At 60.9% G+C, this 25,578-nt stretch carries 22 protein-coding genes and 1 pseudogene; 8 read left to right on the forward strand and 15 right to left on the reverse strand.

All coding sequences use genetic code 11. The annotated features are described in order from the left end of the window. Positions 1–191 precede the first annotated feature (191 nt). Positions 192–1,472, forward strand: a complete 1,281-nt coding sequence (locus BLP82_RS03290) for a serine/threonine transporter (protein WP_092165337.1) — start codon at positions 192–194, stop codon at positions 1,470–1,472. A gap of 258 nt (positions 1,473–1,730) precedes the next feature. Here BLP82_RS03290 and acnB read toward each other — a convergent pair whose 3' ends face one another. Further along, on the reverse strand, positions 1,731–4,340 hold the full coding sequence (gene acnB, locus BLP82_RS03295; RefSeq protein ID WP_092165339.1) for a bifunctional aconitate hydratase 2/2-methylisocitrate dehydratase: 2,610 nt from the start codon (positions 4,338–4,340) through the stop codon (positions 1,731–1,733). A 406-nt stretch (positions 4,341–4,746) separates the two neighbouring features. Between acnB and BLP82_RS03300 the strand changes: the two genes are divergently transcribed. Continuing rightward, positions 4,747–5,217 (forward strand): DUF1289 domain-containing protein, encoded by a 471-nt coding sequence (locus tag BLP82_RS03300; RefSeq protein WP_092165341.1) that lies wholly within the window; start codon positions 4,747–4,749, stop codon positions 5,215–5,217. Between the two features lie 153 nt (positions 5,218–5,370). Here the strand turns inward: BLP82_RS03300 and BLP82_RS03305 are convergent, their stop codons facing one another. After that, a complete protein-coding gene (locus BLP82_RS03305; protein WP_092165343.1) occupies positions 5,371–6,234 on the reverse strand; it encodes a universal stress protein in 864 nt (287 codons plus the stop codon). Positions 6,235–6,412: 178 nt separating this feature from the next. Between BLP82_RS03305 and BLP82_RS03310 the strand changes: the two genes are divergently transcribed. Further along, a complete protein-coding gene (locus tag BLP82_RS03310) occupies positions 6,413–7,018 on the forward strand; it encodes a MiaE family protein (protein WP_025213256.1) in 606 nt (201 codons plus the stop codon). Between the two features lie 123 nt (positions 7,019–7,141). On the opposite strand, the gene BLP82_RS03315 is transcribed toward BLP82_RS03310, so the two are convergent. The 3 genes from BLP82_RS03315 to BLP82_RS03325 all read right to left on the reverse strand — a co-directional run bounded on the left by BLP82_RS03315 (position 7,142) and on the right by BLP82_RS03325 (position 9,481). Next, positions 7,142–7,630, reverse strand: coding sequence for a GFA family protein (locus tag BLP82_RS03315; RefSeq protein ID WP_092165344.1), 489 nt, complete (start codon positions 7,628–7,630; stop codon positions 7,142–7,144). Between the two features lie 127 nt (positions 7,631–7,757). Further along, entirely contained in the window at positions 7,758–8,375 is a 618-nt protein-coding gene (locus BLP82_RS03320) for a DNA-3-methyladenine glycosylase family protein (protein WP_092165346.1), read from the reverse strand. Positions 8,376–8,398: 23 nt separating this feature from the next. Next, positions 8,399–9,481, reverse strand: coding sequence for a bifunctional transcriptional activator/DNA repair enzyme AdaA (locus BLP82_RS03325; RefSeq protein ID WP_092165641.1), 1,083 nt, complete (start codon positions 9,479–9,481; stop codon positions 8,399–8,401). Positions 9,482–9,625: 144 nt separating this feature from the next. Here BLP82_RS03325 and BLP82_RS31135 point away from each other — a divergent pair, with 144 nt between their 5' ends. Continuing rightward, positions 9,626–10,084, forward strand: coding sequence for a hypothetical protein (locus BLP82_RS31135; RefSeq protein ID WP_092165348.1), 459 nt, complete (start codon positions 9,626–9,628; stop codon positions 10,082–10,084). Between the two features lie 67 nt (positions 10,085–10,151). Here BLP82_RS31135 and BLP82_RS03335 read toward each other — a convergent pair whose 3' ends face one another. After that, positions 10,152–11,606 carry a TrkH family potassium uptake protein gene (locus BLP82_RS03335; protein WP_092165350.1) on the reverse strand — a complete coding sequence of 485 codons (1,455 nt, stop codon included), beginning with the start codon at positions 11,604–11,606 and terminating at the stop codon, positions 10,152–10,154. A gap of 201 nt (positions 11,607–11,807) precedes the next feature. Between BLP82_RS03335 and BLP82_RS03340 the strand changes: the two genes are divergently transcribed. Then, positions 11,808–12,395, forward strand: a complete 588-nt coding sequence (locus tag BLP82_RS03340) for a LysE family translocator (RefSeq protein ID WP_092165353.1) — start codon at positions 11,808–11,810, stop codon at positions 12,393–12,395. Between the two features lie 193 nt (positions 12,396–12,588). Here BLP82_RS03340 and BLP82_RS03345 read toward each other — a convergent pair whose 3' ends face one another. Beyond that, the gene (locus BLP82_RS03345) at positions 12,589–13,413 is read right to left on the reverse strand and encodes a helix-turn-helix transcriptional regulator (RefSeq protein WP_092165355.1); all 825 of its coding nucleotides are present in this window, start codon (positions 13,411–13,413) and stop codon (positions 12,589–12,591) included. 137 nt (positions 13,414–13,550) lie between these two features. Here BLP82_RS03345 and BLP82_RS03350 point away from each other — a divergent pair, with 137 nt between their 5' ends. Beyond that, positions 13,551–14,513, forward strand: a complete 963-nt coding sequence (locus BLP82_RS03350) for a sensor domain-containing diguanylate cyclase (RefSeq protein WP_092165357.1) — start codon at positions 13,551–13,553, stop codon at positions 14,511–14,513. 19 nt (positions 14,514–14,532) lie between these two features. Here BLP82_RS03350 and BLP82_RS31925 read toward each other — a convergent pair. Further along, positions 14,533–14,613, reverse strand: a pseudogene (locus tag BLP82_RS31925) (enoyl-ACP reductase); the annotation flags it as partial. Between the two features lie 64 nt (positions 14,614–14,677). On the opposite strand from BLP82_RS31925, the gene BLP82_RS31930 reads away from it, so the two are divergent. Further along, positions 14,678–15,040 (forward strand): lipid II-degrading bacteriocin, encoded by a 363-nt coding sequence (locus BLP82_RS31930; protein WP_368665062.1) that lies wholly within the window; start codon positions 14,678–14,680, stop codon positions 15,038–15,040. A 6-nt stretch (positions 15,041–15,046) separates the two neighbouring features. Continuing rightward, entirely contained in the window at positions 15,047–15,463 is a 417-nt protein-coding gene (locus BLP82_RS03360) for a hypothetical protein (protein WP_139197804.1), read from the forward strand. A gap of 53 nt (positions 15,464–15,516) precedes the next feature. Here BLP82_RS03360 and fabI read toward each other — a convergent pair whose 3' ends face one another. From fabI to BLP82_RS03395, 7 genes are all read right to left on the reverse strand, one after another. Then, on the reverse strand, positions 15,517–16,311 hold the full coding sequence (gene fabI, locus BLP82_RS03365; protein WP_025213267.1) for an enoyl-ACP reductase FabI: 795 nt from the start codon (positions 16,309–16,311) through the stop codon (positions 15,517–15,519). Positions 16,312–16,331: 20 nt separating this feature from the next. Then, entirely contained in the window at positions 16,332–17,942 is a 1,611-nt protein-coding gene (locus BLP82_RS03370) for an ABC transporter ATP-binding protein (RefSeq protein ID WP_092165363.1), read from the reverse strand. A gap of 1 nt (position 17,943) precedes the next feature. After that, the gene (locus tag BLP82_RS03375) at positions 17,944–18,963 is read right to left on the reverse strand and encodes an ABC transporter permease (RefSeq protein WP_092165365.1); all 1,020 of its coding nucleotides are present in this window, start codon (positions 18,961–18,963) and stop codon (positions 17,944–17,946) included. A 1-nt stretch (position 18,964) separates the two neighbouring features. After that, positions 18,965–20,038, reverse strand: a complete 1,074-nt coding sequence (locus BLP82_RS03380) for a microcin C ABC transporter permease YejB (RefSeq protein ID WP_060741968.1) — start codon at positions 20,036–20,038, stop codon at positions 18,965–18,967. Positions 20,039–20,042: 4 nt separating this feature from the next. Further along, positions 20,043–21,896: an extracellular solute-binding protein gene (locus tag BLP82_RS03385; RefSeq protein WP_092165366.1), complete on the reverse strand. Its 1,854-nt coding sequence runs from the start codon at positions 21,894–21,896 to the stop codon at positions 20,043–20,045. Next, positions 21,893–23,725, reverse strand: a complete 1,833-nt coding sequence (locus tag BLP82_RS03390) for an extracellular solute-binding protein (RefSeq protein ID WP_092165367.1) — start codon at positions 23,723–23,725, stop codon at positions 21,893–21,895. Before BLP82_RS03390 ends, BLP82_RS03385 begins: the two co-directional genes overlap by 4 nt. A 305-nt stretch (positions 23,726–24,030) precedes the next feature. Continuing rightward, positions 24,031–25,479 (reverse strand): transglycosylase SLT domain-containing protein, encoded by a 1,449-nt coding sequence (locus BLP82_RS03395; RefSeq protein ID WP_092165368.1) that lies wholly within the window; start codon positions 25,477–25,479, stop codon positions 24,031–24,033. Between the last annotated feature and the right edge of the window lie 99 nt (positions 25,480–25,578).

Below are 25,578 nucleotides of genomic sequence, written 5' to 3' on the forward strand. Positions count from 1 at the left end.
TCCCACAGGAAATACGGCGGCTGTTTCTATTGGCTTGATCTGATCCGCACAACCACTCCTCGGCTAAGTCTTTGCTTCTGCTCGTGAATCCCGGACAATCGCGCCCCTGTTTCGGCCAGGGCGCTGCCTGTCGGGGTTTTCCGACTCGTCCCGGCCGGGTGCATGTGACCGGAAAGCGGAGATCCGACCGGATGAATGATCAGGCCAATAGCGTCGAAGAGCGCTTTGAAACGACAGTCCCTGCCACCCTCAGCCAATGGAGTCGCCAGGACACCACCTGGATGCTGGGGCTGTTTGGCACCGCCATCGGTGCAGGTACGCTGTTTTTACCGATCAATGCGGGCCTGGGTGGTTTTTGGCCACTGATGATCCTGGCAGTGCTGGCGTTTCCCATGACGTTCTACGCCCACCGGGGACTGACTCGCTTTGTGTTGTCCGGTCGTGACGGCGCGGACATCACCGAGGTGGTGGAAGAGCATTTCGGCCTCAAGGCCGGTGCGCTGATCACGTTGCTGTACTTCTTTGCGATTTTCCCGATCCTGCTGATCTACAGCGTGGCGTTGACCAATACCGTGGGCAGCTTCCTGGAGCATCAGCTGCATATCCAGCCGCCCCCTCGGGCGGTGCTGTCCCTGGTGCTGATCCTGGGCCTGCTGGCCGTGGTGCGTTGCGGCGAACAGGCGATCGTCAAGGCGATGAGCCTGATGGTCTATCCGTTCATCGTTGCGCTGCTGTTCCTGGCGGTGTTTCTGATCCCGCACTGGAACGGCGGCATCCTGACCACGGCGTCGACGCCGCCTGAGCCATCGGCCCTGCTGCATACCCTGTGGCTGGCAATTCCGGTGATGGTGTTCTCGTTCAACCACTCGCCGATCATCTCGGCGTTTGCGGTGGACCAGAAGCGTCGCTACGGTGCCAACGCCGAGGAGCGCAGTTCGCAGATCCTGTCGCGCGCCCATGTGCTGATGGTGGTGATGGTGCTGTTCTTCGTGTTCAGTTGCGTATTGACCCTGACCCCGGCGCAATTGGCCGAGGCCAAGGCGCAGAACCTGTCGATTCTGTCGTACCTGGCTAACCATTTCAGTAATCCGACCATCGCCTTTGCCGCGCCGTTGATTGCGTTTGTCGCCATTTCCAAGTCGTTCCTGGGGCACTACATCGGCGCCAGCGAAGGCCTCAAGGGCCTGATCGTCAAGAGCGGCCGCCGTCCGGCACCCAAGACCCTGGACCGTCTCACCGCAGCGTTCATGCTGGTGGTGTGCTGGATCGTCGCCACCCTCAATCCGAGCATCCTGGGTATGATCGAAACCCTGGGCGGCCCGGTCATCGCAGCCATCCTGTTCCTGATGCCGATGTACGCCATCCGCAAAGTCCCGGCCATGGCCCGCTATCGCGGCCAGGCCTCGAACGTCTTCGTTGTGTTGGTGGGGTTGGTGGCGATTACGGCGTTGGTCTACTCCTTGATGGCCTGACCATCACCTTGTGGGAGCGGGCTTGCTCGCGAAAGCGGTGGTTCAGCTGGCAGGGATGTTGGATGTGCCGCCGTCTTCGCGGGCAAGCCCGCTCCCACACTGGTTTCGGGTGTTCATGGAAATTGCAACCATCCCAACTCCCTGTGGGAGCGGGCTTGCTCGCGATAGCGGTGGCTCGGCTGGCATCGAAATGACAGGCATAAAAAAAACGCCGCCCCTCGCAAGAAGGGCGGCGTTTTTAGTCGGGCGTTCTAAGCTTTACGCTTGAACGACCGGGATGTTGGCGTTTGCAGCCGCTTCACGGAACTCGGCGATCTGGTCGAAGCTCAGGTAGCGGTACACGTCCGCTGCCATGCTGTCGATCTTGCCGGCGTATTCCATGTACTCCTCGACGGTCGGCAGGCGACCCAGGATGGATGCAACGGACGCCAGTTCGGCCGAAGCCAGGTAGACGTTCGCGCCGTCACCCAGACGGTTCGGGAAGTTACGGGTCGAGGTCGACACCACGGTGGAGTTCGGCTCGACGCGTGCCTGGTTACCCATGCACAGCGAGCAGCCTGGCATTTCCATCCGTGCACCGGCCTTGCCGTAGATGCCGTAGTAGCCTTCTTCGGTGAGCTGGTGAGCGTCCATCTTGGTCGGCGGCGACAGCCACAGACGGGTTGGCAGCTGACCCTTGACCTGCTCCAGCAGTTTACCGGCGGCGCGGAAGTGACCGATGTTGGTCATGCACGAACCGATGAACACTTCGTCGATCTTCTCACCGGCAACGCTGGACAGCAGACGGGCATCGTCCGGATCGTTCGGCGCGCAGAGCACAGGCTCGTTGATGTCGGCCAGATCGATTTCGATGACTTCGGCGTATTCGGCGTCGGCATCGGCTTCCATCAGTTGCGGGTTGGCGACCCAGGCTTCCATCGCTTGGGCGCGACGTTCCAGGGTACGTGCATCACCGTAGCCTTCGCCGATCATCCAGCGCAGCAGGGTGATGTTCGATTGCAGGTACTCGGTGATCGATTCTTTCGACAGCTTGATGGTGCAACCGGCAGCCGAACGTTCGGCCGAGGCGTCGGACAATTCGAAAGCCTGTTCCAGGGTCAGGCCTTCCAGGCCTTCGATTTCCAGGATGCGGCCGGAGAAGGCATTTTTCTTGCCTTTCTTCTCGACGGTCAGCAGACCGTTCTGGATGGCGAAGTACGGAATGGCATGAACCAGGTCGCGCAGGGTGATGCCAGGTTTCATTTTGCCTTTGAAGCGCACCAGGATCGATTCCGGCATGTCCAGCGGCATGACACCGGTGGCAGCGGCGAACGCGACCAGGCCGGAACCGGCCGGGAACGAGATGCCCATCGGGAAACGGGTGTGCGAGTCACCACCGGTACCCACGGTGTCTGGCAGCAGCATGCGGTTCAGCCACGAGTGGATGATGCCGTCGCCCGGACGCAGGGAAACGCCGCCGCGGGTCATGATGAAGTCAGGCAGGGTGTGGTGGGTGGTGACGTCGATCGGCTTCGGATAGGCCGCGGTGTGGCAGAAGGACTGCATCACCAGGTCAGCCGAGAAGCCCAGGCACGCCAGGTCTTTCAGTTCGTCACGGGTCATCGGACCGGTGGTGTCCTGGGAACCCACGGTGGTCATTTTCGGTTCGCAGTAGGTACCAGGGCGCACGCCTTGGCCTTCCGCCAGACCGCAAGCCTTGCCGACCATCTTCTGCGCCAGGGTGAAACCCTTGGTGCTTTCAGCGGGGGCTTCCGGCTTCTTGAACAGGTCGAAGGGTGGCAGACCCAGTTCGGCGCGTGCCTTCTCGGTCAGACCGCGGCCGATGATCAGCGGGATACGACCGCCGGCACGGACTTCGTCCAACAGGACCGGGGTCTTCATTTCGAAGGTGGTCAGGACTTCATCGGTACCGTGCTTGCAGACTTTGCCAGCATGCGGGTACAGGTCGATCACGTCGCCCATGTGCATGTTGGACACATCGAATTCGATCGGCAAGGCGCCGGCGTCTTCCATGGTGTTGTAGAAGATCGGTGCGATCTTGCTGCCGAAGCAGAAACCGCCGGCGCGCTTGTTCGGAACGAAAGGAACGTCGTCGCCGAAGAACCACAGCACCGAGTTGGTCGCCGATTTGCGCGACGAACCGGTACCGACCACGTCACCGACGTAGGCGATCGGGAAGCCTTGGCCACGCATTTCTTCGATCTGCTTCATCGGGCCGGTCTTGCCTTGTTCATCAGGCACGATGCCGTCACGGGCCATTTTCAGCATGGCCAGGGCGTGCAGCGGGATGTCCGGGCGGGACCAGGCGTCCGGGGCAGGGGACAGGTCGTCGGTGTTGGTTTCGCCGGTGACCTTGAACACCCGCAGGCTGATCTTGTCGGCCAGTACCGGGCGGTTCTTGAACCACTCGCCGTCGGCCCAGGATTGCAGTACGGCCTTGGCGTGAACGTTGCCGTTCTTGGCTTTTTCAGCCACGTCGTGGAAGGCATCGAACATCAGCAGGGTGTGCTTGAGTTCCTTGGCGGCTACCGGCGCCAGCTCGGCGTCGTCCAGCAGTTCCACCAGGGTCACGATGTTGTAGCCGCCCTGCATGGTGCCGAGCAGTTCAACGGCACGCTTCTTGTCCAGCAGGGGGGATTGGGCCTCGCCCTTGGCCAGGGCGGAGAGGAAACCGGCCTTGACGTAGGCGGCTTCGTCGACTCCAGGCGGAACGCGGTTGGTGATCAGGTCAACGAGGAAAGTTTCTTCGCCAGCCGGAGGATTTTTCAGCAGCTCGATCAGGCCTGCGGTTTGTTCGGCGTTAAGCGGCTGGGGAACGATACCCAGGGCTGCGCGCTCTTCGATATGTTTGCGGTAGGCTTCAAGCACAGTTATTACCCTCATCAGTGGTCCCAAATGGGTGTCCGGGACGCTCATCCAGAAACCCACGGTACTCATGCGCGTCGGCGGCTTTTTGAGCCACCACGCCAGAGTTTCCGGAGTTCCTCACAGAAGCTGCTTTCAAAGTTTTACGCCTGCAGAACGGGAGCTGATGAGGGTTGGCGTTGGGCTTTCCCCGCTGGAAAGACCCTTCGCCAACACCGCTCTGAAGGAACGACTGTGCTCGTGACGCTTTGAAAACAGCTTCTAACGGACATTGGCGCCTTAAAAGGCTGGCTGATTCTACGGGAAAAAAAAATTAAAGGTAAGTTGGGCGCTCAAGTTTGAGGGGTGATCAATCTTAGACAAAGGGCTAACATGCCAGCCTGTCCTGCTTTTGCGTGTGCTTTCCCCTATGCCCAACCAGCTCATCAAGACCCCCTGCGTCGGCCTTTGCTCCACTGTCTACGGTGACCTGGTGTGCCGTGGCTGCAAGCGGTTCCACCATGAAGTGATTCACTGGAACGGCTACAACGAGGACGAAAAACGCGCGGTGTGGATGCGGCTCGAACAACTGTTGGTGCAGGTGATGGTGGCCAAGTTGGAGGTTTTCGACCCCGGGTTGCTGCGCCAGCAACTGGAATCGCGCAAGATCCGTTTTGTGCCGCACCAGTCGGAATATTGCTGGGCCTACCAGTTGATCGCCCGGGGCGCGCGGGTGATCAACAACCTGGAAGCCTATGGCATGGTGCTGATGCCGGAATTTCGCGATTGGGAACTGCCGGACCTGCGCGATGCCATTGATCGGGAGTTTTTCCTTCTGTCCGAAGCCCATTACCAGCGTTACATCGCGCCGGGGTTCCTGAAGGATGCGATCGGCGGTTGACCTCCGGCCATTTGTGCAAAGGCGCTTTGTGCCCGGGAGCTTTTGTGGCGAGGGGATTTATCCCCGTTCGGCTGCGAAGCAGGCGTCTGGCGTTTGGACTGATGGGGCCTGCTTCGCAGTCCAACGGGGATAAATCCCCTCGCCACGGCTTGTTTATTCCTTGGTCGCCAACTCCACCAGATGATCCTCGACTTCCTGGGGCTTGAGCACCAGCACATCGCTTTCCAGCGTATCGAGCACGGCCTCGGCGGTGTTGCCGATCAGCACCCCGGACAACCCCGAACGGGCCACGGTACCGATTACCGTCACCGCCGCCTGCAGCTTGCGCGCCATGTACGGAATCAAGACATCCGCGGGGCCTTCTTCGATGTGCAGATGCTGGTCGTCGATGTCGAACTCGGCCTGGAACGCCCGGCATTGTTCGCGATAGCGGGCCTCGATGGTTTCCTTGAGCTGGAACGTCGGGTCGGCGGACGAAAGCATCGGTGTGGGGTGGGCGCTGATCACATGCAAGTGGGCCTTGGCGAGGAGGGCGATGTCATAGCCATGATCGATGATGGTGGTGTGCAGGTGCCGGTGCTCGCCGTCGGCATTGCCGACATCGACGGCCGCCAGGATCACCCGGTCTTTCCACGAGCCGGCGGTTTTCACCAGCAGTACCGGGGTCGGGCAGTGGCGTAGCAGTTTCCAGTCCGCCGGGGTGAGCAGGGCTTTTTTCAGCGGGCTGTCGGGGAAGTGCTGCTTGATCACCAGGCCGCAGCCCTCGGCCTGCTGCACATCGATGATGGTTTCGTAGAGGCTCTCGTTCCAGGCCTGTTCGGTGGTGACGCTGTAGCCGTCCGCCAGCAGCGCGGCCTTCAATACGCTGAGCATGCCGGCATGGTCATGCTTCTTGTCGCACACCAGCAGGTGCAGGTGGGCCTGGGTCACCCCGGCGATCAGCTTGGCGCGCTTGAGCGCCAGGCTTTCCGAATGTTCGGGTTCGATGACCACCAGAATGCTGCGAATGGCTTGCATGATCGGCGTTCTCCTGCAATGAAAAGGCTGGCATTGCTCAACTATAGTTGCTGTGGGGCAGTCTAGTTCTTATGGGTCAGTCGTCGACTTGATGCATATCAACGACGGTGACTGGTGGTCTGGAGGCAGGCCGGTATAATCGGCGCCCTTCGCTCGACTACCTTTGCCCGTGAGCCCCATGATCCTTCCTGAAATCCACGAATTCCTTGGTTGCCGCACCCCCGATGCCTGGGTCCAGGCCGCGCTGGCCGACCAGGAAACGTTGCTGATCGACCACAAGAACTGCGAATTCAAGGCGGCCAGCACCGCCTTGAGCCTGATCGCCAAATACCATTCCCACGTCGACCTGATCAATCTGATGTCGCGCCTGGCCCGGGAAGAGCTGGTGCATCACGAGCAGGTCATGCGCCTGATGAAAAAACGCAAGATCGGCTTGCGCCAGCTCTCCGCCGGGCGTTATGCCTCGGGGCTGCGCAAGGTGGTACGCAGCCACGAACCGGTCAAGCTGGTGGACACCCTGGTGGTAGGGGCTTTCATCGAAGCCCGTAGTTGCGAGCGCTTCGAAGCTTTGGTGCCGCACTTGGACGAGGAACTGGGCAAGTTCTATTTCGGCTTGCTGAAAAGCGAAGCCCGGCACTTCCAGGGCTACCTGAAACTGGCCTACCAGTACGGCGACGCCAAGGACATTGCCCAGGTGATCGACAAGGTCCGTGAGGCCGAGCGGGAACTGATCGAATCGCCGGATGTGGAGTTCCGGTTCCACAGTGGTGTGCCGGCTCGATAGTGCAGAGGTGCCGGTACTGACGTCATCGCGAGCAAGCTCGCTCCCACAGTGGATTTGTGAACTTCCCAAGTCCACTGTGGGAGCGAGCTTGCTCGCGATGGGGCCTTATGCACCACTGCATCTCTAAGTGACCAGCCCCAGGCGTTCATGCCACTGGGCAATGGCCTCCTCGGGATAGACATCGAATTGCTGGTCGCCCTTATGCGCCTCGACCTCCACCCACGGTGCCTTGGAACCGAGCATCAAGTGGGTGTGCTCCGGCGGTACCGGCAGCGGTGTGTCGATGGCTGAGGCAAACGGGTGCACCAGTTCCGGCCATTCGGGGCTGAACAGCCACAACCCCGAACCACACTGGGAACAGAAATGCCGTTCGGCACTGCTGCGGTGGGCGCGTTTATCGCCTTCGTCCTTGAGTCGTGCATGGTAGATCGAGATGTGCTTGCGACCGCGCACCTTCAGGCTCTGGGCATCGCCCCCCAGGTTGATTGCAAAACCACCACCGCCCTGGGTCTTGCGACAGATCGAGCAGTAGCAGCGTTGGTAAGGGTAGGGGTGGGCACAGGCCAGGCTGAACGACACGGCGCCGCAGTGGCAGGATCCTTCGAGCTGCATGGGAACCTCCTATTGGGGACTGTAATGACTCTGGACAGCTCGGACGGCCTGTTGTTCTGGACTGTTGAACTCGTGACTGACATGCGGACGCCATCGCGAGCTTGCTCGCGATGAACGATGACACGGTCTAACGACCGGGCACCCGCCACAAATACCACGCCGCCACCGTCCGATAAGGGCGCCAGGCCAGGCCGATCTCGACCATCTGCTTGCGGCTGGGTTGGTGCTCCAGCCCCTTCATCCGTCGATAGCCCTCGCGCACCCCAAAGTCATCGGCCGGCAGGATGTCCGGCCGCTCCAGGCTATAGATCAGCAGCATTTCCACCGTCCAACGCCCGACACCGCGCAGGCTGACCAAGCGCTCGATCAACGCTTCGTCTTCCATCGCCCGCGCGGTGGCGTAATCCGGCACTACGCCGTCGAGGGTTGCCTGGGCGATGCCCTGGATGGTCGCGATCTTGCTGGCGGAAAACCCACAGCTGCGCATTTGCGCAAAGTCAGTCGCCAGGATCTGCGCAGGCCCGGGAAATGTCAGCGCCGGGAACAGCGCCAGCAACCGAGCGAGGATCGCATCGCCGGCCTTGGCGTGCAGTTGCTGATAGGCAATCGCCCGCACCAGGGCTTCATAGGGTTCGCGGGCTGGCTTGGGTTGTAGCAGGCAAGGGCCGATTGTTTCGACATGACGGCGCCAGTCTTCGTCCAGACTTGCCAGGAAGACGCTGGCGTCATGGTAGGGCGCGGGCATCGGGTACTCGTTCTCCGTGTCAATCAAAACGCCAGGGGCAGGGAAACCTGCACCGCGGCTTTTTCCAGCCGCAACAGAAACGCCTTGCGCGGCTGGCCGCCACCATAACCGGTCAACGAACCGTCCGCACCGATCACCCGGTGGCAGGGAATGACGATGGCCAGGCGATTCTGCCCGTTGGCCAGGCCCACGGCGCGGCTGGCACCCGGGCTGCCCAGGGCCGTGGCGATGCCGCCGTAGCTGCGGGTTTCGCCGTAGGGAATGCTCTGCAACTCGGCCCAGACCCGCACGGCGAAGGCGCTGCCGGGCATGTGCAACGGGACGCTGAACGCAGTGAGTTTCCCAGCGAAATAGTCGGCCAGTTCAGTTTCGATCTGTTGCAGGTGAGCGTTGTGCCCTGGTGCGACGGTGTAGCTGTAGCGTCGCTGCAGCTCTTCCAGCTCCTTGGTCAGGGCCGGGCGGTCGAGGAATTCCAGCAGCACCAGGCCCCGTCGCTCGGCCATGGCCAGCATCGGCCCCAGTGGCGTGGTCAGGCGGGTGAACAACAGGGGTTCACTGAGGGCGGCGCGGCCCGGTGTGATGTGGAAGGATTTGACGAAAGCGTCCCGAAAACCGCTCAACGACTCATAACCGGAATCGAACGCCGCATTGTCGATGGAAGTGCCGTCCTTGATGCCGCCCAGGGCAATGCCCAGGCGGCGGGTGCGCAGGTAGGCGTGAAAGGTCATGCCGAAATGTTGCTTGAACCAGCGCCGCAGTTTCAGCGGCTCGATACCTTGTTCCAGCAGCAGGGCGTCGGTCCAGCGCAGGTCGGGCTCGGCGTCCACCGCCTTGAGCAGGGCCTGGATCCAGTCCGGCGCGATGGCGGCGGCGTCCAGCGGCTTGCAGCGCAGGCAGGCGCGGTAGCCGGCCGACATGGCTTCGTCGGCATGGGCGAAGAACTCCACGTTCTCCGGCTTCGGCTTGCGCGCGGTGCAACTGGGGCGACAGAAGATGCCGGTGGTCTTGACCGCAGTGAAGAACACCCCCTCGTAGGCGGTGTCTCGTTCGAGCATGGCGCGGACCATCTCGGCGTGGGGCGGGAGTAGCGAGTCTTGTCGGTTCATGGGGTTGAGCATAAAACCCTGGCTGGGACGGCTCCACCGAAAAATCGACAGTGAATTTTCCGCTCACTTGGTCGGATGCTCGCGAACAAAAGTTGAACCATTGAGTCTTAAGGTTCAACGCTGTTTTTGTCTTTCGGAGACATCATGTCCAAACATAAGAAATCCCTGATCGCTGTTGCTGTCTGTGCCCTGATGCTGGGTGCCTCGGCCTTGCTGCCCGCCGACCTGTCGCCCATTGGCGCGAGCTACGCCGCCGGCGGTGGCAATGGTGGCGGTCACGGCGGTGGCGGTGGTGGTGGCAATGGCGGCGGTAACGGTGGCGGCAAGGGCAGTGGCAAATCCGGCGAATCCAGCGGCCTTGGCAAGGGCCTGGATAGCGACCACGTCGGCACCGCTACGCGCGACCATGGCGTGAGCGGCAAGCATACCGGTACCACCCGCACCGACCGAACCAGCAAGGCTTCGCTCACGTCGGGCATCGCCAAAGACCGCGATACCCGTGGCTTGACCAAGGCTTCCGCGATTTCCACGGCTACTCCGGGTACCCACAACACCAAGGGCCTGACCAACGCGACCAGTTCTTCGATCAAGAACGACCGCTGATCCCAAAAAAGCCGCGACGCCTGATTCAGGCGTCGCGGCTTTTTTACGCCTTGCAATCGCGAAGTGTTCAATACTTCCAGAACACTGGGGTGAACAACACCAGCACCGTCAGGATTTCCAGTCGACCCAGCAGCATGCCTATGGTCAGCAGCCACTTCGCAGCGTCCGGCAAGGTCGAGAAGTTGCCCGCTGGCCCGATGATCGTACCCAGCCCCGGGCCTACGTTGCACACCGCGGTGGCCGCGCCGGTCAAGGCGGTGGTCCAGTCGAGGCCGATCAACGCCAGGCCGAGGGCGATACCGCCAATGGTAATGGTGAAGAAAAACGAAAAGGTCAGTAGCGAGCGGGCGATCTCTTCGTCAATGGGATGGTTGTTGTATTTTTTTCGTATCACCGCCCGGGGATGAATCAGTTGTTTCAAACTGCCCATCAGCAAGGCACTGGCGACCTGGAAGCGAAATATCTTTAGTCCACCGGCCGTCGATCCCGAGCAACCGCCGACGAAGGTCAGATAGAAAAACAGCAGCAGGGCAAAACTGCCCCATAGCGTGTAGTCCCCCAGCGCCACGCCCGTGGTGGTGACCACCGACGTCACGTTGACCGCTACGATGCGGAGCGCGTCCCACCAGATGTAATCGCTGTTCAGGCTCAGCCAGGTCCCCACGATAAGCCAGGTGATGACCAGGAACCCGACGAACCCCCTGACTTGTTGATCCTTGAACAGCGCGCGTGTGTTGCCGCGCAAGGTGGCGACATACAAAGTGAAGGGCAGCGAGCCGGCCATCATGACGAGCACCGACACCCAGTGAATGGCCGGTTGGGGCCAGTGCCCCAGGGATGCATCCGAGGTGGAAAAGCCACCCGTGGAAATCAGGGACATCGCATGGTTGATCGCCTCGAAGGGCGTCATGCCGGCCAACCACAAGGCCAGGGTGGCGAGGGCGGTCAAGCCGACGTAGATCCACAGGATGTAGTTCGCTGCGACATGGGAACGCGGTGTAACCTTCTCCGACCAGTCCGACGACTCGGTCTGGAACAGCCGCATGCCGCCGACCCGCAGCAGCGGCAGGATCGCCACCGCCATGCCGATAAAGCCGATCCCGCCGAGCCAGTGCAGCATCGAGCGCCAGATCAACAGGCCTGGGGAGGCGTTGTCCAGCCCGGTGAGGATGGTCGAGCCGGTGGTGGTGATACCCGACATGGTCTCGAAAAAGGCATCGGTATAGCTGATGTCCTGGATGAACACCATGGGCAGGGCGGCGAAGCTGCAGACGATGACCCAACTGGCGGTGGTCAGCAGGTACATGTCTCGCGGACGCATCTGGGTGTGCGCGGGTCGACCGCGCGCCACCAGTGCGATGCCACAGACAAAGGTGATCAGGCTCGACCACAGGAACGCCGACAGATCATCATTGCGTGCGTATATCACCAGCGTCAAAAGCGGGATGGCCATGCTGGCGGCCAGGGTAATCAAGAAAATGCCGAGGATGAAGCCGATGAACCGCACTACCGCAGGGGACATGGGATGCGCCTGAATAAATGAGCCGCACAGTATTGTTTTTGCGGAGCGACCACTGCGTAAAGTTTGCGTAAAAAAGAGCTGGAAGTGATGCCGCTTCGCGAGGTGGCGGTTGGTCCTCTTCATTGGGCAGTTTTGTTCAATACCTGCAGTGATTGGCCGTTTATCTTGATCGCCACCTCACAGACATGAAGAAGATATGCGATGAGTCTGATTCTTTCCATGGCGGCGTTTGCCTTGGTTGCCTCCATTACGCCTGGGCCGGTCAACATTGTGGCCCTCAGTTCCGGGGCCCGGTATGGGTTTCGAGCGACCTTGCGCCATGTGGCGGGAGCGACCCTGGGGTTTGTCTTGTTGCTGGTGCTGATGGGGCTTGGGTTGCATGAAGTGCTGCAACGCTGGCCTGGGCTCACGCGGGTGGTGCAACTGGGGGGCGTGGCGTTTCTGTTGTTCATGGCATGGAAGTTGGCGATGGACAACGGACACCTGGGCGCCAAGGACGAGGATCGGGCGCCGTCGATGTTCTACGGTGCACTGATGCAATGGCTCAATCCCAAGGCCTGGCTGGCCTGTGTGGCGGGGATGGGCGCGTTCGTGGCCGATGGCGAGGCACGGCTGGTGTGGCAGTTTGCGGCAGTCTACCTGGTGATCTGTTACGTATCGGTGGGCTGCTGGGCTTATGCCGGCAGTTTCCTGCGCAACTGGTTGGGCAACCCGGCGACCCTGCGCCTGTTCAACCGGGCGATGGCGGTGTTGTTGGTGGCAAGCGCGGTGTATTTGGTGTTGCCTTGAGTCGAACCCACGGTTTCGGTTGGAACACCGTTGTGGCGAGGGGATTTATCCCCATTGGGCTGCGAAGCAGCCCCAAAAACCAGGCACCGCTCTACAACAGGCGAACCGCGTTGGCCGGTTTGCGACTGCTGCGCAGCCGAGCGGGGCGGTGCGACGTTTCGCTAAATCCCCTCGCCACAAAAACAGGAGAAGCTCAACCGCGATATTGCCCGGGCGTGGCCGCCAGGTGTTGCTTGAAGGCCCGCTGGAAATGCGCCTGGTCGGCAAAACCGCTGTCCAGCGCTACGTCGGCGATCAGCTTGCCCTCGCGTAACTGGCGGCGGGCGAACTGGATCCGGCGGTTGACCAGGAAAGCATGAGGCGTCATCCCATAGTGGCGCTTGAAGGCACGGCTCAGGTAGGACGGCGACAGTTGTGCGGCGGCGCAGATGTCTTCGAGCCTCAAGGCTTCGGTGCAATGATCATGAATAAACTGCGCTGCCCGCATCAATCCCGGGTGGCTGCCCCGGTCCGGCCGACCGGCAGGGTTGAGCCGTTGTTGCAGGTCAGTGAAAAACGCCTCGGCGGCGCTGCGCTTGCGGTCGATGCCGAGCCGTTCATCCACCAGTTGCTCATACAACCCTCGCACTGCGGCAAACAGCTCGACATCACGGCTGTGGGTGGTGGAAAAGCTCTGGAAATCCAGGGTTTCATCGAAACCGATACGACGTTGCAAATCCCTCAGCCACTGGGTATCGACGTACAGCATCACATACGACCACGGCTCATCGTCGATCGGGTTGCATGCATGGACATCGCCGGGGTTCATCAGCACCACCGTGCCGCTCTGCACCTGGAAATTCGACCGCTCATGAATATAGGTGCTGCGCCCGGCGGTGATCGCACCGATGGAAAAATGGTCGTGGGAGTGGCGTGAATAGCAGACCTTGCGCCCATCGGCGATGGCCCGGGCTTCGATGAAGGGCAGGGCCGCGTCGCGCCAGAAGCGTGGGGCGGCGTCATGGGTGGCGTGCTTCATCGGTCAGCGTCCTCGTCTTGAATCTGTAAAGCAGTGTATTAGCCCCGGCCGGCAAATGCCCGATTGATTTGGCCGTTCGGTTTGAACGGCAGTGGCCCTGAACTAGACTCCATGAAGTCTCGCCCATGGAGTTCCCGATGCTTGCGCCAGGTAAACCGGACAACGAAGCGGTTCGTCTCAAGAATCTGCATTCGCTCAAGCTGCTCGATACCCCGCCCGAAGAACGTTTTGATCGCCTGACTCGCCTTGCCCGGCGTTTGTTTGACGTGCCCATCGCCCTGGTGTCCCTGGTGGACGCCAACCGGCAGTGGTTCAAGTCCAATGCCGGCCTGGATGCGAGCGAAACCCCGCGGGAAGTTTCCTTCTGTGGGCATGCGATTTTGCAGGATCAGATCCTGGAAATCTGCGACGCGGAGCAGGACGAGCGCTTTCACGACAATCCGTTGGTCACGGACAAGCCTGGTATTCGCTTCTACGCCGGGCATCCGCTGGGGTTGGAGGATGGCAGCAAGCTTGGCACGCTGTGCCTGCTCGACACCAAGCCGCGCCAGCTCAATGACGAAGAGCGCGAACTGCTGCGCGACTTGGCGCGCATGGCCGAGCAGGAAATGGTTGCGGTGCAGATGGCGAGCATGGACGAGTTGACGCTGTTGTCCAATCGGCGCGGCTTCAAGACGTTGGCCCAGCATGCGTTGAATGTGTGTGATCGCTTGTCGCGACCGGCGACGCTGCTGTTCTTCGACCTCAACGACTTCAAGCCGATCAACGATCGCTATGGGCATGCCGAGGGTGACAGCGCGCTGAAAACCTTCGCTGATGTGCTGCGTATCGCCTTTCGCGAAAGTGATGTGATTGGTCGCTTGGGCGGTGATGAGTTCGTGGCGCTGCTCACCGGCTCTTCCTATGTCGAGACTTCGGCGATCATGGTGCGCCTCAAGGAAATCCTCGATGAGCGCAATGCGATGTTGCAGCGAGGCTATGACATTCGTTTCAGCGTGGGCCAGATCGAGTACGACCCCCGGCGGCATTCGTCAATCGACAACCTGTTGGCCGACGCGGATACGGCCATGTATGCCCAGAAACAGGCGCTTCGCAGTTAGCGCAGGGCCGAAGTGAAGATTACTCTTCGAGGTTACCCATGGCGGTGGTGTTGAAGCCGCCGTCCACGTGCATGATTTCACCGCTGATGCCAGAAGCAACGCAATAAATATGTACCGCACCAAGGGTATGGGAAATACGCAGAATGAGTTTTTCGCATCGTGTGATGCGGATTCATAACTGCAGTGTTATCCATTACTTACTTATTAATACGGCGGGTGTAGGAGTTACCAGCGTCAATCTCAAGATGCCTTATTCCACGGCCCAGGACTCAAACGTCGCACGGATCTACCTTGGAAACATTACGCTTCAAATTACCGGAGACGTTACTCGATATGCATCAGGTACTCTCAAGTTCTCCGGGAAGATCAAAGCGTACTCGGATCGTTATGATGCTAATGCCAGCAGCCATAGGGCTGCCTTTGATGAGCAAGCCACGAGCGCGCTCCGTGAAGTGGGAAGGGTCGCCAACGCACGGGATTATGAAATTCGAATCACTGGCGAGCTGCCAATCAATTTCTCTAGGTAAGTAGCCATGGCAGCAGGAAGAAACACATTAAGTCTCGCCGCCATTGCTTCAGTGATGGGCGCATGCGCATTGTTGTTCTTTTTTGCGCTGGAGGGTGTCTCGGAAAATCCCAATGATTTAAGTGATACCCGGGGTATTCCCGCGGTAGCGATGTACACGGTCATGCTGATCATCTTGACCGCCGCTTCGGTGGCCCTGACGGGGTTGGGTTATCTGTTTCAAAGGCTTCTAAGGCGACGTGCTTTCAAATGGCGCATTGGCGTGTATGCGTTGACCAATGTCCTGCTTTTCCTGACGTCGCTCATGGGGACGTTCGTCGCCGCCATCTACACGTACGACACCATCGCAGGTGTATTGGGGGGGCTGCTGTTTGTGTTCTCCCTTGTTTTGGTTCTGATTGGTTTTCCACGGAAATCGGGATAAAAAAAGCCGCGGGCCCTTTGCAGAGCCCGCGGCTTTTTTATGCGCGGTGAAGATTACTCTTCGAGATTACCCATGGCGGTGGTGTTGAAGCCGCCGTCCACGTACATGATTTCACCGCTGATGCCCGACGCCAGGTCCGAGCACAGGAAGGCGCCGGCATTGCCGACTTCTTCGATGGTGACGTTGCGACGCAGCGGGGTTTGCGCTTCGTTGGCGGCCAGCATCTTGCGGAAGTTCTTGATGCCGGAAGCGGCGAGGGTGCGGATCGGGCCGGCCGATACGCAGTTGACGCGGGTACCGTCCGGGCCCAGGGAACCGGCCAGGTAACGTACGCCGGCTTCCAGGGAGGCCTTGGCCATGCCCATGACGTTGTAGTTCGGCATGGTGCGCTCGGCGCCCAGGTACGACAGGGTCAGCAGGCTGCCGTTGCGGCCTTTCATCATTTCGCGACCGGCCTTGGCCAGGGCCACGAAGCTGTAGGCGCTGATGTCGTGGGCAATGCGGAAACCTTCGCGGGTGGTGGCTTCGGTGAAGTCGCCGTCCAACTGGTCGCCCGGGGCGAAGCCTACGGAGTGCACGATGCAGTCCAGGCCGTCCCACTTCTTGCTCAGCGCTTCGAAGACCTTGGCGATTTCTTCATCGCTGGCCACATCGCACGGGAAGCACAGTTCAGGGCTCGAGCCCCAGCCTTGTGCGAACTCTTCGACACGACCCTTGAGTTTGTCGTTCTGATAAGTGAAGGCAAGCTCAGCGCCCTCGCGATGCATGGCGGCGGCGATGCCGGATGCGATGGACAGCTTGCTGGCGACACCGACGATCAGTACGCGCTTACCGGCGAGAAAACCCATGTGTTGCTCCTCTTTTCAGGTTATTCGGCAGTTGTTGGGGCCAGGAAGGCGGCCTCCAGCAACTGCTGTGTATAGGGGTGCTGCGGCGCGGCGAATATGCTGCGGGCATCACCTTGTTCGACCACTTGGCCGTGCTTGACCACCATCAATTGGTGGCTCAGCGCTTTGACGACAGCCAGGTCATGGCTGATAAACAGGTACGTCAGGTTGTACTTGGTTTGCAACGACCGCAACAGCTCCACCACTTGGCGTTGCACGGTACGGTCCAGGGCCGACGTTGGTTCATCCAGCAGAATCAACGCCGGCTTGAGCACCAGGGCCCGGGCAATGGCGATACGCTGCCGTTGCCCTCCGGAAAATTCATGGGGGTAGCGGTTCCGGGTTTCCGGGTCCAGGCCTACCTCCTTCAATGCCGCGATTATCGCTTGTTCCTGTTCGGCCGCGGTGCCGATCTTGTGGATCCGCAGGCCTTCGCCGACGATCTGGCTGACACACATCCGTGGGCTCAGGCTGCCGAACGGGTCCTGAAACACCACTTGCATCTCCCGGCGCAGTGGCCGGACCTCTTGCTGCGTCAGGCTGTCCAGCGGCTTGCCTTCGAAGCGGATCCCGCCCTGGCTGCCGATCAACCGCAGGATTGCCAGCCCCAGGGTGGATTTGCCGGAACCGCTTTCGCCGACGATGCCCAGGGTCTGGCCCTGGGGCAGGCTGAAGCGGATGCCGTCCACGGCCTTGATGTAGTCCACCGTGCGTTTGAACAGGCCTTTCTTGATCGGGAACCAGACTTTCAGGTCCTCGACCTGCAACAGCGGCGGGCCGACGACGTTGTTCGCCGGGGTGCCGCTGGGCTCGGCGGCCAGCAGTTCCCGAGTGTACGGATGCTGCGGCGCGCGGAACAACTCTTCGCACGATGCCTGTTCGACGATGCAACCGCGCTGCATGACACATACACGATGCGCAATTCTTCGCACCAGGTTCAAATCGTGGCTGATCAGCAGCAACGACATACCCAATCGCGCCTGCAACTCCTTGAGCAATTGCAGGATTTTCAGCTGGACGGTGACGTCCAGGGCGGTGGTCGGCTCGTCGGCGATCAGCAGCTCCGGCTCGTTGGCCAGGGCCATGGCGATCATCACTCGCTGGCGCTGGCCGCCGGACAACTCGTGGGGCAGGGCCTTGAGGCGCTTGTGGGGCTCGGGAATGCCGACCAGCTCCAGCAACTCCAGGGTCCGGCGGGTCGCGACCTTGCCGCTCAGGCCCTTGTGGATGCCGAGGACTTCATTGATCTGTTTCTCAATGCAATGCAGCGGGTTGAGGGAGGTCATCGGCTCCTGGAAAATCATCGCGATCCGGTTGCCGCGGATATGGCGGATGGTCTTTTCCTTCAATCCCAGCAAATCCTGGCCGGCGTACTGGATGGTCCCGGTGGGGTGATGGGCCAGCGGGTAGGGCAGCAAACGCAGGATCGAGTGGGCGGTGACCGACTTGCCCGAGCCGCTTTCACCCACCAGGGCCAGGGTTTCGCCGCGCTTGATGTCGAAACTGACGCCCTCGACCACGCGCTGGCGGCGCTCACCGACAATGAACTCCACCGCCAGGTCGCGCACTTCGATCAGATTGTCCTGGTTCATATCACTTCCTCGGATCGAAGGCATCGCGAGCGGACTCGCCGATGAACACCAACAGGCTCAGCATCACGGCCAGCACGGCGAACGCACTGATGCCCAGCCACGGCGCCTGGAGGTTGGATTTGCCTTGGGCCACCAGTTCGCCCAGGGACGGCGCGCCCGGCGGCAGGCCAAAGCCGAGGAAATCCAGGGCGGTGAGGGTGCCGATGGCGCCGGTGAGGATGAACGGCATGAAGGTCATGGTCGAGACCATGGCGTTGGGCAGGATGTGCCGGAACATGATCGCGCCGTTCTGCATGCCCAACGCCCGCGCGGCGCGCACGTATTCCAGGTTGCGCCCGCGCAGGAACTCGGCGCGGACCACGTCCACCAGGCTCATCCAGGAAAACAGCAGCATGATGCCCAGCAGCCACCAGAAGTTCGGCTGCACGAAACTGGCGAGGATGATCAGCAGGTACAGCACCGGCAGCCCGGACCAGATTTCCAGGAAGCGTTGGCCGGCCAGGTCCACCCAGCCGCCATAGAAGCCCTGCAAGGCGCCGGCGACCACGCCGATGATCGAGCTGAGCAGCGTCAGGGTCAGGGCGAACAACACCGAGATACGGAAGCCGTAGATCACCCGGGCCAGGACGTCGCGGCCCTGGTCATCAGTGCCCAGCCAATTCACGGAGGAGGGCGGTGCCGGGGCCGGGACCTTCAGGTCGTAGTTGATGCTCTGGTAGCTGAACGGAATCGGTGCCCACAGCACCCAGGCGTCCTTGGCCGCCAGCAGCTCACGGATGTACGGGCTCTTGTAGTTGGCTTCCAGGGGGAACTCGCCGCCGAACGTGGTTTCCGGGTAGCGCTTGAGGGCCGGGAAGTACCAGCCGTCGTCGTAATGCACCACCAACGGCTTGTCGTTGGCGATCAACTCGGCGCCCAGGCTCAGCCCGAACAGGATCAGGAACAGCCACAGCGACCACCAGCCACGCTTGTTGGCCTTGAACAGTTCGAAACGACGACGATTGAGAGGGGACAGGTTCATCTCAATGCTCCCGGCTTTCGAAGTCGATGCGCGGATCGACAAAGGTGTAGGTCAGGTCGCCGATCAGTTTCACCACCAGCCCCAGCAAGGTGAAGATGAACAGGGTGCCAAACACCACCGGGTAATCGCGGTTGATGGCCGCTTCGAAACTCATCAGGCCCAGGCCGTCGAGGGAAAAGATCACTTCCACCAGCAAGGAACCGGTGAAGAAGATCCCGATGAACGCCGAAGGGAAGCCGGCGATCACCAGCAGCATGGCGTTGCGGAAGACATGGCCGTAGAGAACCCGGTGGCGGGTCAGGCCCTTGGCCTTGGCGGTGACCACGTATTGCTTGTTGATTTCGTCGAGGAAGCTGTTCTTGGTCAGCAGGGTCATGGTGGCGAAGTTGCCGATCACCAGGGCGGTCACGGGCAAGGCCAGGTGCCAGAAGTAATCGAGGATCTTGCCGCCCATGCTCAATTCGTCGAAGTTGTTGGAGGTCAGCCCGCGCAACGGGAACCAGTCGAAATAACTGCCGCCGGCGAACACCACGATCAGCAGGATGGCAAACAGGAACGACGGGATCGCGTAGCCGACGATGATTGCCGAGCTGGTCCATACATCGAAATGGCTGCCATGCCGCGTGGCCTTGGCGATCCCCAGCGGGATCGACACCAGGTACATGATCAGGGTGCTCCACAGCCCGAGGGAGATGGACACCGGCATCTTTTCCTTGATCAGGTCGATGACCTTGGCATCGCGGAAGAAACTGTCGCCGAAGTCCAGGTGGGCATAGTTCTTGATCATGATCCACAGGCGTTCGGGGGCCGACTTGTCGAAGCCGTACATGCGTTCGATTTCCTTGACCAGCGTCGGGTCCAGACCCTGGGCCCCGCGGTAGGAAGAGCCGGCCACCGACACCTCGGCCCCCCCGCCGGCAATGCGGCTGGTGGCGCCCTCGAAACCCTCGAGCTTGGCGATCATCTGTTCCACCGGCCCGCCGGGCGCGGCCTGGATGATGACGAAGTTGATCAGCAGAATGCCGAACAGGGTCGGGATGATCAGCAGCAGTCGCCGAAAAATGTAAGCCAGCATCTTGTTACTCCACGCTCGCAGGGGCGGCGATTTGCTGCTCGATGACCTGCTTTTCTACTTCATCGGCCGGCTTGACCTCCGGCTTGACCCACCAGGTGGTGGTGCCGATGTCATAGGTCGGCGTGATTTTCGGATGACCGATGTGGTTCCAGTACGCCACGCGCCAGGTCTTGATGTGCCAGTTGGGAATCACGTAGTAGCCCCATTGCAAGACCCGGTCCAATGCCCGGGCGTGAGCCACCAGGCTCTTGCGCGAGTCGGCATTGATCAGCTGCTCCACCAGTTGATCCACGGCAGGGTCCTTCAGGCCCATGGTGTTGCGGCTGCCGGGCTTGTCGGCGGCGGCGGACATCCAGAACTCACGCTGTTCGTTACCCGGCGAGCTGGATTGCGGGAAGCTGCCCACCACCAGGTCGAAGTCCCGGGAGCGCACGCGGTTGATGTACTGGGACACGTCCACTCGGCGGATCACCAGGTCGATGCCCAGGTCGCTCAGGTTGCGCTTGAAGGGCAGCAATATCCGTTCGAACTCGGTCTGGGCCAGCAGGAACTCCAGCACCACCGGTTTGCCTTGGGCGTCGACCATCTTGTCGTCGACGATGCGCCAGCCGGCTTCTTGCAGCAATTGGTAGGCCTTGCGCTGCTGGTCGCGGATCATGCCGCTGCCGTCGCACATCGAAGGCTGGAAGGCTTCGCTGAAGACCTGATCGGGGATTTTGCCGCGTAGGGGCTCGAGAATCTTCAGTTCGTCTTCGCCGGGCAGGCCGGTGGCGGCCATTTCCGAATTCTCGAAATAGCTGCGGGTGCGGGCGTAGGCGCCGTTGAACAGTTGCTTGTTGGTCCACTCGAAATCCAGCAACAGGCTCAAGGCCTTGCGCACCCGCACGTCCTGGAAGACCGGTCGGCGCAGGTTGTAGACAAAGCCCTGCATGCCGGTGGGGTTGCCGTTGGGGATCTGTTCCTTGATCAGCCGGCCTTCGGTCACGGCCGGGATGTTGTAGGCGTTGGCCCAGTTCTTGGCGGTCATTTCCAGCCAGTAATCGAACTGCCCGGCTTTCAACGCTTCGACCGCGACGGTGTTGTCGCGGTAGTAGTCGGTGACCAGCACGTCGAAGTTGTAGAACCCGCGATTGACCGGCAGGTCCTTGCCCCAGTAGTCCTTTACCCGCTCATAGCGGATCGAGCGGCCGGCCTTCACTTCGGCGACCTTGTAGGGGCCGCTGCCCAGGGGAATCTCCAGGTTGCCCTTGTTGAAGTCGCGCTCGGCCCACCAGTGCTTCGGCAGTACCGGCAATTGGCCGAGGATCAGCGGTAGCTCGCGATTTTGGGTGTGCTTGAACTTGAACAGGACCTTGAGCGGGTCTTCGGCGATGACTTCGGCGACGTCGTTGTAGTAGCCGCGAAACATCGGTGCGCCGTCCTTGGTCAGGGTCTGGAAGCTGAAGACCACGTCTTCCGCCCGTACCGGATGGCCATCGTTGAAACGGGCTTCGGGGCGCAGGTAGAAGCGCACCCAGGCATTGTCCGGCGCTTTCTCGATTTTTTCGGCGATCAGGCCATATTCGGTGAAGGGTTCGTCCAGGCCCTGCTTGGCCAAGGTGTCGTAGATCAGACCGATGTCATCGGCTGGCACGCCTTTGCTGATGAACGGGTTGAGGCTGTCGAACCCCCCAAAGCCGCCCTGGCGGAAGATGCCGCCCTTGGGCGCGTCCGGGTTGACGTAGTCGAAGTGCTGGAAGTTGGCGGGGTATTTCGGCGGCTCGTTGTACAAGGTCACGGCATGCTGTGGCGCGGCGCAGGCCAGCCCGGCGAATAACAGGCTGCTGGCCTGCAGGAGCAGGGCGCGTAAAGGCTTCATTGATCTTTCTCCGAAGATTTCAGCCACCAGGCGCTCAGGCCCAGGGTATAGGGCGGCGTGGTGACGAAGGCGAACCGGTTGCGGTACGCCAGGCGATGATAATTGAGATACCAGTTGGGAATGCAGTAATGCTGCCACAGCAGTACGCGATCCAGGGCCTTGCCGGCGGCGACCTGTTCGTCGCGGGTCTGGGCGGCGAGCAGTTTCTCCAGCAGATGGTCGACCACCGGGTTGGCGATCCCGGCGTAGTTCTTGCTGCCCTTGACCCCGACCTGGCTGGAGTGAAAGTACTGCCATTGCTCGAGGCCCGGGCTGAGGGTCTGGTTCAAGGTCAGCAGGATCATGTCGAAGTCGAACTGGTCCAGGCGCTGTTTGTATTGGGCGCGGTCCACCGTGCGCAGTCGGGCTTGAACACCGATGCTGGCAAGGTTTTCGACGTAGGGTTGCAGGATACGCTCCAGGTTCGGGTTCACCAGCAGGATTTCGAAGCTCAGGGGCTGGTGGTCGGCGTTCAGCAGGCGTTGGCCGTTGAGATTCCAGCCCGCTTCCTTCAAGAGTCCCAATGCCTTGCGCAGGGTTTCCCGGGGAATGCCGCGCCCGTCGGTCTTGGGCAAGCTGAAGGGTTCGGTGAGCAGTTTGGGCGGCAATTGATCCCGGTACGGCTTGAGCAGCAACCATTCATGACCCACCGGCAGGCCAGTGGCGGAGAATTCGCTGTTGGGGTAATAGCTGAGGGTGCGCTTGTAGGCGCCGCTGAACAGGGTGCGGTTGGTCCACTCGAAATCGAACATCAGCCCCAGGGCTTCGCGCACCTTGACGTCAGCGAATGTGCCGCGCCGGGTGTTCATGAACAGGCCCTGGGTCTGGGTCGGGATCTGGTGGGGGATCTGCGCCTTGATCACATCGCCTCGGTTGACCGCCGGGAATTGATAGCCGTTGGCCCAGTTCTTGGCCTGGTGTTCGATGTAGATGTCGAATTCGCCGGCCTTGAAGGCTTCGAAGGCGACTTCGCTGTCACGGTAGAACTCCACGTCCATGCGGTCGTAGTTGTACTTGCCGCGATTGACCGGCAGGTCCTTGCCCCAGTAGTCCTTGACCCGTTCGAACACCAATTGGCGGCCCGGCTGCACTTTGGTGATGCGATACGGCCCGCTGCCCAGGGGCGGTTCGAAGGTCGTCGCCTTGAAGTCGCGGCCTTTCCAGTAATGCTGGGGCAACACCGGCAGCTCACCCAGGCGCAGGATCAGCAAGGGATTGCCCGCGCGCTTGAAGACGAAGCGGATTTTCAGCGGATTGAGAATGTCGACCCGCAGCACCTCCTGCAGGTTGGTGCGGTATTGCGGGTGGCCATCCTTGAGCAGCGTCCTGTAGGAGAACGCCACGTCATAGGCGGTGATGGGCACGCCATCGTGGAAGCGCGCTTCGGGGCGCAGGTTGAAGACTACCCAGCTGCGGTCTTCGCTGTATTCCACCGACTGGGCGATCAGGCCATAGCTAGACGTCGGTTCATCGCCGGACGGTGCGTACTGGCCAGTGCCGACCATCAGCGGTTCGTTCAGCTCATTGATGCCGTATTGCAGGAAATTGGGCGTGGAAACCGGGCTGCTGCCCTTGAACGTGTAGGGATTGAGCGTATCGAAGGTGCCGAATGCCATGACCCGCAAGACTCCGCCCTTGGGCGCTTGCGGGTTGACCCAGTCGAAGTGGGTGAATCTGGCCGGGTACTTGAGCGTGCCGAACTGCGCATAGCCATGGCTTTCGCTGATGGTTGCGCTGGCGGGAGAGCTCAAGGCCAGGCTGATCAGGAGCAGGAGGAGGGGACGTATCAAGTCTGAGATCCGATCCAGGCGGCTTGGGCTTTATGGCCTGTACAGTAACAGCTTGTATCGGCAGGAAAAAGGCGGGTTTTAGCGGGTAATGTCAGTAAGGTGGTGGATATCCGTCGAGCACGGAACCTGTGGCGAGGGGTTTTATCCCCGCTGGGTTGCGAAGCGACCCCATCCAAACTTCCTTAAACACCGTGGTGCCTGGCTTTAGGGCTGCTTCGCAGCCCAACGGGGATAAATCCCCTCACCACAAAAAAACCCTCACCACAAAAAACTCACCACAAAAATCCCCTCAGCCACCGCGAGGCTTAGTGGGGGGAGTAGACCGTCAGCATCTGCCCAGGCTTGAGCGCCTTGCCCATCCGCGGGTTCCAGCGCTTGAGGTGTTGCATTTCCACGTTGAAGCGCTTGGCAACGACGTACAACGAATCGCCCTGCTTGACCTTGTATTGGGTCTGCTTCTTCTGGTCCTTGCTGTTGGCGGCTACCACCGTGCTGATGCGCTTACCGGTGGCCTTGCTGGCCTTGGCGTCCTGCATCACCAGGGTCTGGCCGACCTTGAGCTTGTTGCCGCTGAGCTTGTTCCAGCGCTGCAGGTCCTTGGTCTGGACGTTGTTGGCCTTGGCGATCTGGGCCAGGTTGTCGCCGCGCTTGACCCGGTAGGTGCGCCTGGCACCTTCCACTTCGCTGTCGTCGGCTGATTCGAAAACCGGCTTGAGCGCGCGCTGGCTGATCAGCTCTTCCGGGCGCATGGTCGACAGGCTGGCGGTCAGCAACTGGGCCTTGGATGTCGGCACCAACAGATGCTGGGGGCCGTCGATGGTGGTGCGCTGCTTGAAGGCCGGATTGAGCTGGAACAGCTCGTCTTCGTCGATGTTGGCCACCGCCGCGACCTTGGACAGGTCCATGCGCTGGTTGATCTCGACGACCTGGAAATAGGGTTCGTTGGCGATCGGGTTGAGGTTCACACCATAGGCGTCGGGCGCGAGCACCACCTGGGACAGCGCCAGCAACTTCGGCACATAGGCCTGGGTCTCGCTGGGCAGCGGCAGGTTCCAGTAGTCGGTGGGCAGGCCAAGCTTCTCGTTGCGCTCGATGGCGCGGCTCACCGTGCCTTCACCGGCGTTGTAGGCCGCCAGCGCCAGCAACCAGTCGCCGTTGAACATGTCATGCAGGCGCGTCAGGTAGTCCATGGCGGCCGTGGTGGAGGCGGTGATGTCGCGTCGCCCGTCATAGAAGCGGGTCTGGCGCAGGTTGAAGTAACGCCCCGTGGACGGGATGAATTGCCACAGCCCCACCGCGTTGGCCCGGGAATAGGCCATGGGGTTGTAGGCGCTCTCGATCACCGGCAGCAGCGCCAGTTCCAGCGGCATGTTGCGTTCTTCAAGGCGTTCGACGATGTAGTGGATGTACAGGCTGCCGCGCTCACCGGCGTTTTCCAGGAAGGAAGGGTTGCTGGCGAACCACAGGCGCTGTTGCTCGATACGCGGGTTGACGCCGGCCGTTTCCTGCAACTGGAAGCCCTGGCGCATGCGTTCCCAGATGTCCTGGGGCACTTGGGGGCTGGGTTTCTCGGTGAGCCATACCGGCTTCTGTTTGGCGCGAGCGGCGATATTCGGGGTGTGCGCCGCGTCGGTCTGCGGCAGCTGGCTCGTGCTCTGGCAGCCCGCCAGGGTGGCGGACACAGCCACCGCGATGGCTTGAGCCAAGCGGGTCAATGTGTCTGACTGGACGGACCTGCGTATAGATGACGACATTGGCTGGAAGTAAGTTCCGGGCAAAAATGTCGGCCGATTCTAGGAAGCGCACCCCAACAGGTCAACCTTTCAGAATTTTTGTATCAATCGATAGCTGCC

It is taken from the genome of Pseudomonas sp. NFACC37-1 (genome assembly GCF_900101575.1).
GTDB classification, from domain to species: domain Bacteria; phylum Pseudomonadota; class Gammaproteobacteria; order Pseudomonadales; family Pseudomonadaceae; genus Aquipseudomonas; species Aquipseudomonas fluorescens_AA.